2 protein-coding genes are annotated in these 625 nt (G+C 65.0%); both read left to right on the top strand.

What is annotated here, in order from left to right; translation table 11 throughout:
* A partial coding sequence (locus RMT89_RS40675; protein ID WP_315888783.1) for a hypothetical protein occupies positions 1–391 on the top strand: 391 nt, incomplete at its 5' end.
* Between the two features lie 26 nt (positions 392–417).
* A partial coding sequence (locus RMT89_RS40670) for a hypothetical protein (protein WP_315888782.1) occupies positions 418–625 on the top strand: 208 nt, incomplete at its 3' end.

Below are 625 nucleotides of genomic sequence, written 5' to 3'. Positions count from 1 at the left end.
GTCTGAGGATCGTCGCGCCAGCGATCCCGACGAGCGTGAAACCCTGACTGCCGAGCTGGGGCACATCAAGGCCGATCTGGAGACGGCGATCGAGGAGGCGCGGGACTGTCAGGTTGACCTCGTGTTCCGCCGCCTCAATGCCGACGAGTATGAGCACATTCTGATCCGGTCTGGCGGGGCGGAGGTCGATACGGATGCGGCCTCGGCGCAGAAGTTCCACTCCGAGGTCACTGCCCGCTGCTTCTTGCGGGTCGAGCTGGACGGTGAGGACACCGGCCAGACGTGGACCGAGTTCTTGGATGCGGCGCAGCCGACGTTTGGCGAGTTGGACCCGATCCGGGCACTCGTGTACGCCAATAACCGGCGGGGCAGCAACACCGTAAATTTCTGATCGGCGCCCTCAAGGCCGATCCTGACATGCTGGCGCTGGTGCGGGCCGCGAAAGCGCGTGGGTTGACTGTCCGGGCGATGCTCGGGTGGGAGCCGAACCGCACCATCACACCCACTGGCGACGGCAGCTACACCATCACAACCGCCCCGGCGTGGGACGAGACTGAGCGCAATATGGCGCTGGCTCTCGACGAGATCGAGGCCCACACCTGTCACGGCTGCGGTTCTGATCTGA

The sequence above is a fragment of the Streptomyces sp. P17 genome (assembly GCF_032436805.1).
Classification (GTDB): domain Bacteria; phylum Actinomycetota; class Actinomycetes; order Streptomycetales; family Streptomycetaceae; genus Streptomyces.
This window is presented reverse-complemented; position numbering and strand designations above follow the sequence as displayed.